The organism is Marinobacter sp. MBR-99 (assembly GCF_040547575.1).
In the GTDB taxonomy this organism is placed as follows: Bacteria; Pseudomonadota; Gammaproteobacteria; order Pseudomonadales; family Oleiphilaceae; genus Marinobacter.
Genome location: NZ_JBEPPY010000028.1, coordinates 26,988 through 35,120, shown reverse-complemented (window position 1 = coordinate 35,120; position 8,133 = coordinate 26,988). Strand labels below are relative to the sequence as shown.

Genomic DNA, 8,133 nt, shown 5'->3' with positions numbered 1-8,133 from the left:
GTGGCAGCTTTGCCGTGGAATCAGTGGCAGCTTTCGCGTGGAATGGGTGGCAGGCTTCGTCTGGAATCAGTGGCAACCTTGGTCTGGAATACGCACAAAGCCGCACGAGTCAGCCGTGTAGAGCCAAACGAGGTCGCAGAAGCGCGTGGCAAAACTGGCCTCACACAGCGAGAGTTTGCAGAGGTACTCCATATTTCTCCGCGCACGCTACAGGAATGGGAGCAGGGGCGACGTAAACCTTCCGGGCCGGCAAAGGCGCTCATCGAGATTGCGTTTCGCCATCCGGAGATTATTCGGGAAGACCTCGAGCTCAGGGGTTAACTGATGGGGCGTGTCCATTTTATTGGGGAAAGTTCACGCCAACTACGCTGCGCTCCGTTGCCGCCCATTACCACTGGCGTTATGTTGCACATCAATCGTGAGTCATGGACGAAGAAGAATCACTAAACAGAGCAATTTATGAAGAGGTGGCTATCAACCAGTGCCGTCATGCTGATCTGGATTTGCGCTGGATAAGAACTGCAACGGTAACGGGCAGCAAATAGGTCAGCAGGAAGATGGGGAGCTCCTCCAGAAACGTATAGCCGGCTTGTGTTATCCCTACCCATACATTCCAACTCGTGACCATGAGCCAGATGATTGCGAAGATGCTTGTGGGTATCCAGCTGTTGCTTGCTGGCTGGTGGAGTAGTTTGGTCAGCCCTTGTATGACAGCCCAAAGAATAATGCCTCCAGCGATAACCAATAGTGTTCTCATGCTTGCCTCCAATCACTCCGGGTACGGACCATTCGGATAAAAATGTCGCCCCCGTTAACTACGACCGGAGGCGACCAGGGCCAGGTTTATTATCGGGTAGTGTAGCCGCCATTGGCGAAGAGGGTTTGACCGTTTATCCACCAGCCTTCTGTTGCCAGGAATTTCACAATGGGAACGATATCCTCAATCATCGTAAGTTGGTTACCCATAGCCTGTGACTTGTGGTAAGCCACGCGCTCCGGGGTTTCCTGGCCATAGAAGAACGGTGTGTCCATCGGGCCGGGTCCAACATTGTTGACCGATATCCCTCGACCGGAAAGCTCTTTTGCAGCGGCGCGGGTGAAGTGTTCAACGGGCGCTTTGCCACCGGCGTAGGTTGAGTAGCCGTCAGTGAATGCGGCCAACAAAGACGTCAAGATGGTAATGAGCTTGCCGTTGTCGTTGAGGTGCAGGCCGGCTTCTTTGATAAAGAAATACGCAGACTTGGCGTTAATGGCCATCATCTGGTCGAACTCTGCTTCCGTCGTTTCAATGATGGGTTTGCGCAGCACTTTCCCGACGGTGTTAACCGCTACGTCAATACCACCGAAGTGGTCCTTCGCCTGTTGGAAAAGCGCCGCTACGTTGGCGGCTTTGGTAAGGTCGCTCTGGATTGCGATTGCGTTACGGCCCATACCTTTGATGGCATCTACTGTTTCGTCTGCGTCTTTTTCAGTGGCATCGCTGTTGTAGTGCACTACGATGTCCATTCCACTTGCGGCGAACTCCCGGCTGACAAGGCCGCCGAGGTTCTTGGCGCCGCCGGCAACAAGAGCCACTTTTCCATTAAGATTGATCTTTGCCATGGTTTCTCTCCTGCAGTTAGTGAAGGGGGCGGTCGTGTTTGCAATACCGATCACCCTGGATTCAGGCTATGCAATTGAGCTAAAAGCAGGAAGGGTGCTAATCTGCATTTATTAAATGCACAGAGCGCAATAAGCATGGGTGGTGTCGAGCACATATTTGTTCGGGTGGTGGAATCAGGCAGTTTCAAAAAGGCTGCGGAATCCCTGAACCTTGAGCCTTCCTCTGTCAGCCGGCAGATTGCTGCCCTGGAAGATCGCCTTAAGGTCAGGTTGCTGCGCCGTTCCACGCAACGGACCACGACGACTGAGCTTGGGCAGCGCTATTATGAGCGCTTGCGGGTGATCATTGACGATCAACTAGCACTGGAAGAGGAAATCAGAAGCGGTGTGTCTCTTCTCACCGGTAAATTGCGTATCACTGCGCCGGTGGATTTTGGTACCAGATTTGTGGTTCCCGTCGCTTGCCGACTGCAGGAACTCGCCCCGGATTTGTCGGTAGAACTGTCACTGGGCAGCCCCTTTGAGAGCCTGCTTGAGAGCGATCTTGATGTGGCAGTGCGAATCGGCGACCTGCCCGATTCCAGCCTGATCGCAAAACATCTGGGCCACAATAAACGAGTGCTGGTGGCAAGCCCTGAGTATCTGGATAACCACGGCACGCCCACATCCCTGGAACAACTGGAGCAGCACAATTTCATTCTGTACTCGTCCAGTCAGGCAAGAAGTGATATTGAATTTGCCGATGGCAGTCGCTATTCGCATTTGAAGATCAAAAGCAACATGACAGTCAACAGTGTCGCTGCGATCCGCAGACTGGTGCTGGAGGGCAATGGCATACACCTTGGACCCTTGTGGGTATTCGCGGAAGATATTGAAAGCGGCAGGCTGGTTCGTTTGCTGCCAGACAGACCTCTGCGAAGTTTTCCGGTGCATGCAGTTTATCCAGCACGCTCCTATCTGCCGGTTAAGGTGAAGGAGTTTATAAGACTGTTATCTGAAGAACTGGATTCTGCCGTTTATAACAGCCGCTTTGTATTTTTGGAGAACTAAGTGAATATTGGCATTTATATCTACCCTGAGGCTGAAGTTCTAGACTTTTCCGGAGCTTAGAAGATTGTTCGGTCAACTCAATGTGCTTGAGGGCAATACCGTAAGTTCTGGTGGCATATCCGCTGGTACTGGTATGAGCCTGCATCTGGTGAGTAGATTGCATAGTGACGAGTTGGCGGAGAAGACAGCGCGTCAAATGGAGTTCACATGGACGAACAACATATAACGCAAACCATAGTTTCAGCAATCTGTGCCTCTTGGTAAAGCGGATAGTACCTGACATCGCCCCCTTCTAACCCTCCAGAATAATGACCGTTTCCGATGTTATGCGGCTCTCTTTTAGCCAAAAGTTTACCTTTACGTAAAGTGAAGGTTGTGCTAAATCTGATTAAAGCTTGTACAACCAACAACGACAACAAACGGAGTGTACGATGAGCCTTCCGCAATACAATGACGTGTACAAAAACTTTGATGCGGCCGCACTGGAAGCGGACATCCTGGACGGACGCTTGGATAGTGGCCTGAACGTATGCCACGAAATTTGTGACCGATGGGCCGTTGACCCGCAAAAGGTTGCGCTCTACTACGAAAAAGTCGGTGGTGGCGATGGTGTGCTTACCTTCGCTGAGCTCAAAGCCGCGTCTGCACGTTTCGCCAACTACCTGAAGTCTATTGGTGTCACCAAAGGTGACCGGGTAGCCGGCCTTTTGCCCAGGGGGCCGGAGCTGTTAATTGTGATTGCCGGAACCCTGCGCTTGGGTGCGGTGTACCAGCCGCTGTTCACCGCCTTTGGTTCCGGCGCTATCGAGTACCGCCTGGAGAAGGCGAGCACCCGGCTGGTGGTGACCGATCCAGACAACTACCCCAAGCTGGAAGAAGTCAAAAATTGCCCGCCGGTACTGTGCCTGAACGCGGCAGCCACCGGTACGGATGTGCGCGATTTTGATGCGGTGTTGGCTGAACAGTCGGATCAGTGCGAGCCGGTGATGATCACCGGCAACGATCCGTTCCTGCAGATGTTTACCTCCGGTACCGTTGGCAAGGCTAAAGGCGTGGCCGTGCCCGCCAAGGCGTTGCTGGCGTTCTACGTTTACATGAAATACGCCATCGATCTGCGCGAAGACGATGTGTTCTGGAATGTGGCGGACCCCGGTTGGGCCTATGGCCTCTATTACGCAGTCACCGGCCCGCTGCTGATGGGCCACGCCACCCATTTCAATCCCAATCCGTTCACCCCGGAATCCACCTACGAGATGATCCGCAAGTACCGGATCACCAACCTCGCAGCGGCGCCGACGGCCTATCGCCTGCTCAAGGCGAACGATCAGGTTCTGCCGGAAGGGGAGAATCTTGGCCTGAGGGTGTGCAGCAGCGCCGGCGAGCCCCTGAATCCGGAGGTGGTGAACTGGATTGCCCGTCGTCACTTCTGCCCGGTGAAAGACCATTACGGCCAGACCGAAACCGGTATGACCTGTTGCAACTTCCACGGCCTGGACCACCCGATTCGCCAGGGCTCTATGGGGTTCTCATCGCCAGGCCACAGAGTAGTGGCGTTGAACGAAAAAAATGAAGAGGTGGGAGAGGGCGAAATCGGCCAGTTGGCAGTGGATCTCAAGGCGTCGCCGCTGTTCCATTTTGATGGCTACACCTGGGGCGAGAAAGACCCGTTCGTGAACGGCTACTACCTGACCGGCGACATGGTGATCTGCCATGGCGATGGCAGTTTCTCCTTCAGCGGCCGTGACGACGACATTATCACCACAGCAGGTTACCGCGTAGGGCCAGCGGATGTTGAAAGTACCCTGCTGGAGCATGCGGCGGTGGCCGAATCCGGTGTGGTGGCCAAGCCGGATGAAAAGCGCGGCTCGATCATCAAGGCCTATGTGGTTATCAAATCTGGTCAGGAGCCGGCGGACGACGCCGTGCTCAAAGAAGAGCTGCAGGAACTGGTCCGTCACCGCTTGTCTACCCACGCCTACCCGCGGGAAATCGAGTTTGTGGACGAGTTGCCGAAAACACCCAGCGGCAAGATCCAACGCTTTGTGTTGCGCAACCGGGCCAAAGAGGAAATCGCCGTATGAAGATTACCTTTGAGGAGCTGCGCTATTTCCTTGAAGAGCAGTTTCCGCAGGGGGCCTCATACGGCACCCTGCAGGAACTGGGTGATGGCTGGGCAGAAATGAAACTGGAGGTAGACGAAGAACACCTGCGCCCAGGTGGAACAGTGGCCGGCCCCGCCATGATGGGGCTGGCCGATGTCGCCATGTATGCCGCGTTGCTCAGCAAGATTGGCCTGGTGCCTTTGGCCGTCACCACCAACCTCAATATCAACTTCCTCAGAAAGCCCGTGGCTCATGCGCCTATCTGGGCCAGGGCGACGATTCTCAAGGTGGGGCGAACTATCGGCGTGGGTGAAGTGTTTGTGTATTCCGAAGGCTCGGAAGAGCCCGTTGCACATTCCACCATGACCTATTCCATACCGCCGGAAAAATAACCAAGTTTATTCTTGATGTTTACGTATACGTCAATCTAATCTGTGGATTGATTGTTAAATACAACAATAACAAAAGGTGAAGTGGCTCATGAGTGAACAATTCGTTCTCGAGACCCGTAACCTGGTCAAGGAATTCAAGGGATTTGTAGCGGTTGATAACGTCAACCTGCAGGTCCGGCAGGGTGATATCCATGCACTGATCGGGCCCAATGGCGCGGGCAAGACCACGGTCTTTAACCTGCTGACCAAATTCCTGAGCCCGACCAGAGGCCAGATCCTCTACCACGGTGAAGACATCACCGCCCTGAAGTCTGCCGCTATTGCCCGTAAGGGTATTGTTCGGTCTTTCCAGATATCGGCGGTGTTTCCCCATATGACGGCGCTGGAGAATATCCGCATTGCGCTGCAAACCGCAGAGGGCACGTCTTTCAGCTTCTGGAAATCCGGCGCCTCCCTGAACCGGCTGAACCAGCGCTGCATGGAATTGCTCGATTCCGTCGGCCTTGTCGAGTTTGCCAATACCACCACCGTAGAACTGGCCTATGGCCGCAAGCGCGCGCTGGAACTGGCCACCACCCTGGCGATGGAGCCCAAGCTGCTGCTGCTGGACGAACCAACCCAAGGCATGGGATCGGAAGACGTAGACCGGGTAGTGGAGTTGGTGCGCAAGGCCGCCGCAGGGCGCACCGTTCTGATGGTGGAGCACAACCTGAGTGTGGTCAGCAAACTGTGCGACCGCATCACGGTACTGGCCCAAGGCGCGGTGCTGACAGAAGGTGATTATCAAGCGGTCTCTGCAGACCCGAGGGTGCGTGAAGTTTACATGGGCAGCGATGGCAGCGGAGAACGCGGTGGCAAGAGTCCCGCCGAGCAGGCGGAGGCAGCACAATGAGCCAGAATCCCCAGAAAGACTACGAACAGTTGCGGGTGTCTGGCCTGCACGCCTTTTACGGTGAATCTCACATTCTCCATGGCGTTGACCTGGTGGTTAAGCGCGGCGAGCTGGTTACCCTGCTTGGCCGTAACGGCGCCGGCCGCAGCACCACCCTTAAGGCCATTATGAATATGGTGGGCCGCCGCACCGGCTCCATCATGATTAACGGCGAAGAAACCATGCAGTGCGCGCCGCATCATATTGCGAGGTTGGGAGTGGGGTATTGCCCCGAACACCGGGGCATTTTTTCCTCTCTCAACGTTCAGGAAAACCTCACTTTGCCGCCGGTGGTGCGCAGTGGCGGTATGAGCCTGGAAGAAATCTACAACATGTTCCCAAACCTGTATGAACGTCGGTTCAGCCAGGGCACCAAGCTGTCCGGTGGTGAGCAGCAGATGCTGGCGATGGCCCGTATCCTGCGCACCGGTGCCAATATGCTCCTGCTCGATGAGATCACGGAAGGGCTTGCACCCGTGATTGTCGAGAAGCTGGGTGAGGTGCTGATGGCGCTCAAAGAAAAAGGCCTGACCATCATACTGGTTGAACAGAATTTCCACTTTGCAGCCCCGCTGGCTGACCGGCATTACGTGGTTGAGCATGGGCAGATTGTGGAAGAAATCCACGCCGATGAACTGAGTGCCAAACAATCGGTGCTGGACGGCTATTTGGGGGTCTGAACTCCGGATAGAACGAGTGCAACAAAACCAATAACTCCAACAACATCAACCAACGCAAGACAGTAGCGGAGATACAATAATGACAATTACCAAAAAGCTTCTGACCTCAGCCGTTGCCTCAGCCCTGATGGTGAGTGGCGCGCAGGCGGCCATTTCTGATAAAACCGTGAAGATCGGCTACCTGGCCGACATGTCTGGTACCTATCGTGACCTGGCGGGCCCCAATGGCCTCAAGGCCCTGCAGATGGCCATCAAGGATTTCGGTGGCACTGTGAACGGCGCCAAGATCGAAGTCGTCAGTGCTGATGATCGTAATAATCCCGATGCTTCTTCCAGTACCGTTCGCCGCTGGGTGGAAAACGACAAGGTAGACATGGTTGCGGGCCTGGTGGCTTCGTCTGTGACCATCGCAGTCAGCAAGATCCTTGAAGAGAATGACCGGCTGGGCATCGTCTCCGGTTCTGCCGCTTCCAGCATCACCAATGAGCATTGCACCGCCAACCACATCCATTATGTGTACGACACCTATCCGCTGGCCAACGGTACCGCCAGTGCGGTGGTTAAAGAGGGTGGCAAGAGCTGGTACCTGATGACCGCAGATTACGCCTTCGGCCACGCCCTCGAAGCAGACGTAACCCGCGTGGTGGAGGCCAACGGGGGTGAAATTGTCGGCTCTGTGCGCCATCCGTTCCCGACCCAGGATTTCTCCTCCTTCGTGCTGCAGGCTCAGGCTTCTGGTGCGGATGTCGTTGGCCTGGCCAACGCCGGTTCAGACACCACCAACGCCATCACCACCGCCAGTGAATTCGGTGTTACACAAGCCGGCCAGACCCTGGCCGCCTTGCTGCTGTTCCTGACTGACGTCCATGCGTTGGGTGCCAACACTGCACAAGGTATCCAGCTCACCACGGGGTGGTACTGGGACATGAACGACGATACCCGGGAGTGGTCTGATCGCTTTATGAAAGAAACCGGTGTGCGGCCCACCATGGTGCATGCGGGTATCTACTCCAGCACCCTGCATTATCTGAACGCCGTCGCCGCGACAGGTTCGGATGACGCCCAAACCGTTCGCAAGCAGATGATGGACACACCCATCAACGATATGTTCGCCACCAATGGTCGTATCCGTGCCGACGGCCGGATGGTGCACGACATGTATCTGGCCGAGGTGAAAACGCCGGCGGAGTCCAAGAACGAGTGGGATCTGTACAAGATCCTGCGGACCATTCCGGCCGATGAAGCCTACCGCCCACTCTCTGAGAGCAAGTGCAAACTGGTGACTAACTGAGGCTGAGCAAAGCTGAGGCACGCCCTCCAAAGGGCAGGGCGTGCCCGGCGTGTCACTGAGCCGACAAGCTCAATACCAATGTACG

General features: G+C 55.3%; 9 protein-coding genes and 1 pseudogene. 8 read left to right on the top strand and 2 right to left on the bottom strand.

All coding sequences use genetic code 11. The features are described 5' to 3' along the window. A partial coding sequence (locus ABIE59_RS18780; protein WP_502915393.1) for a helix-turn-helix domain-containing protein occupies window positions 1-321 on the top strand: 321 nt, incomplete at its 5' end. Between the two features lie 166 nt (window positions 322-487). Here ABIE59_RS18780 and ABIE59_RS18775 read toward each other — a convergent pair. Both ABIE59_RS18775 and ABIE59_RS18770 read right to left on the bottom strand, forming a co-directional pair. Then, window positions 488-757: a hypothetical protein gene (locus tag ABIE59_RS18775; protein WP_138437658.1), complete on the bottom strand. Its 270-nt coding sequence runs from the start codon at window positions 755-757 to the stop codon at window positions 488-490. Window positions 758-846: 89 nt separating this feature from the next. Beyond that, complete coding sequence (locus tag ABIE59_RS18770) at window positions 847-1,602, bottom strand: SDR family oxidoreductase (protein WP_354449254.1); 756 nt, start codon at window positions 1,600-1,602, stop codon at window positions 847-849. Between the two features lie 135 nt (window positions 1,603-1,737). On the opposite strand from ABIE59_RS18770, the gene ABIE59_RS18765 reads away from it, so the two are divergent. From ABIE59_RS18765 to ABIE59_RS18735, 7 genes and pseudogenes are all read left to right on the top strand, one after another. Further along, on the top strand, window positions 1,738-2,652 hold the full coding sequence (locus ABIE59_RS18765; RefSeq protein WP_354449252.1) for a LysR family transcriptional regulator: 915 nt from the start codon (window positions 1,738-1,740) through the stop codon (window positions 2,650-2,652). A gap of 88 nt (window positions 2,653-2,740) precedes the next feature. Beyond that, window positions 2,741-2,878 (top strand): annotated as a pseudogene (locus ABIE59_RS18760) (DJ-1/PfpI family protein); the annotation flags it as partial. Window positions 2,879-3,083: 205 nt separating this feature from the next. Beyond that, window positions 3,084-4,733 (top strand): AMP-binding protein, encoded by a 1,650-nt coding sequence (locus ABIE59_RS18755; RefSeq protein ID WP_354449250.1) that lies wholly within the window; start codon window positions 3,084-3,086, stop codon window positions 4,731-4,733. After that, on the top strand, window positions 4,730-5,146 hold the full coding sequence (locus ABIE59_RS18750; RefSeq protein WP_152437589.1) for a PaaI family thioesterase: 417 nt from the start codon (window positions 4,730-4,732) through the stop codon (window positions 5,144-5,146). The genes ABIE59_RS18755 and ABIE59_RS18750 overlap by 4 nt, the downstream gene beginning before the upstream one ends. A gap of 88 nt (window positions 5,147-5,234) precedes the next feature. After that, a complete protein-coding gene (locus ABIE59_RS18745; RefSeq protein WP_354449247.1) occupies window positions 5,235-6,038 on the top strand; it encodes an ABC transporter ATP-binding protein in 804 nt (267 codons plus the stop codon). Further along, window positions 6,035-6,757, top strand: a complete 723-nt coding sequence (locus tag ABIE59_RS18740; protein WP_152437591.1) for an ABC transporter ATP-binding protein — start codon at window positions 6,035-6,037, stop codon at window positions 6,755-6,757. Before ABIE59_RS18745 ends, ABIE59_RS18740 begins: the two co-directional genes overlap by 4 nt. Window positions 6,758-6,836: 79 nt before the next feature. Further along, the gene (locus ABIE59_RS18735; RefSeq protein WP_354449245.1) at window positions 6,837-8,048 is read left to right on the top strand and encodes an ABC transporter substrate-binding protein; all 1,212 of its coding nucleotides are present in this window, start codon (window positions 6,837-6,839) and stop codon (window positions 8,046-8,048) included. Window positions 8,049-8,133 lie beyond the last annotated feature (85 nt).